At 64.2% G+C, this 1,083-nt stretch carries 2 protein-coding genes and 1 pseudogene; all 3 read right to left on the bottom strand.

All coding sequences use genetic code 11. The features are described 5' to 3' along the window. Positions 1-288: SAM-dependent methyltransferase (locus B7X65_RS23865; RefSeq protein WP_293596712.1), on the bottom strand; the 288-nt coding region annotated here is incomplete at its 3' end. Then, positions 278-628 carry an NAD(P)H-dependent oxidoreductase subunit E gene (locus tag B7X65_RS23870; protein WP_293596713.1) on the bottom strand — a complete coding sequence of 117 codons (351 nt, stop codon included), beginning with the start codon at positions 626-628 and terminating at the stop codon, positions 278-280. The genes B7X65_RS23865 and B7X65_RS23870, both read right to left, overlap by 11 nt. Then, positions 625-1,083: pseudogene (locus B7X65_RS23875) on the bottom strand (precorrin-3B C(17)-methyltransferase); the annotation flags it as partial. The pseudogene B7X65_RS23875 and the gene B7X65_RS23870, both read right to left, overlap by 4 nt.

The following is a 1,083-nucleotide window of genomic DNA, read 5'->3' on the forward strand; positions in this document are numbered from 1 at the left end:
CTTGAGGCGAACCACGCGTCGCCCCAGGCGCGCATGCTGGACCAGCAGCGCATGGATGCCTTCTTGCGGCACCGAGTGATTGCCCAGCGCCTTGCCCACATACACGCGCTGCGCGGCCTCGGGTATCAGCGCCAGCACCTCTGCCGTGATCAGGCGGTCATGCACCACCACCTCGGCCCGCTGAAGCCGGTCGAGTGCCCGCAGGGTCATCAAATCAACCGGGCCCGGGCCTGCACCCACGATGGACACAAACCCGCTGCTGGAGTGCCCCTGTGCCTCAGGCGTCATGACCGCCACCCGGTCCCTGGTGAAACACCAGATCAGTCACGGGCTGCCCACCAACCAGATGCTGGTCAATGATGCGGTCCATATTGGCGGGGGTGACGTTGTAGTACCAGGTGCCATCGGGCTGCACACACATGACCGGCCCGCCCTTGCAGGCGGCAAAGCAGCTGACGCGGCTGCGCTTGACGCGCAGATCACCGTCGTGCAGCCCGGCCGCCTTGAACTTGTCGCCCAGGCTGTCGAACAGTTCCTGGGCCGCCCCGTCCTGTGTGCAGCGCGGGCCAGTGCATATCAGGATATGGCGTTTGTAGCTGCCGATTTTTGGCTTGACGACCTCACTCATTCTTCGGACTCATCCGCAGTAACAGCTTCATCCTCTACGGGTGCGCTTAACACCATTTCAATGTAGTCCGCAGGCAAGCTGTGACGCTGTGCCAGCGCGGCAATGCTCTCGCCCTCGGCGTGGTCGATGCGGAGGTTTTCCGTCCAGCCCAGCAGGCCGGTGGACAGCGAGCGCCCGCGTTTTTCGCCTGCATGGGCGCTGCCGTCGCCGTCGAGCGCGTACTTGTTGGCGTAGCCGCGCGGCGTGACCATCAGGCCATGGCGCACAAAGGTGTGGCTGTTGCCAATCAGCACCGTGCTCAGCATGCCAATGTCGCACTCGCTCATCTTGTCCAGCGTGGTGAACTCAATGTGCTCGCGGCGCCGGTAAGCCGACTTGACCACCACCACCGGGGTGTCAGGGCGGCGATGGCGCAAAAACAGCTGTTGCGCCTGCACGATCTGCTGGGTGCGCCG

The sequence above is a fragment of the Polaromonas sp. 39-63-25 genome (assembly GCF_002278925.1).
Taxonomy (GTDB): Bacteria; Pseudomonadota; Gammaproteobacteria; order Burkholderiales; family Burkholderiaceae_C; genus Polaromonas.

Bases quoted from the DNA above. Each gene is read 5' to 3' on its own strand.
- B7X65_RS23870 (WP_293596713.1), bottom strand. From the start codon at position 628: ATGAGTGAGGTCGTCAAGCCAAAAATCGGCAGCTACAAACGCCATATC.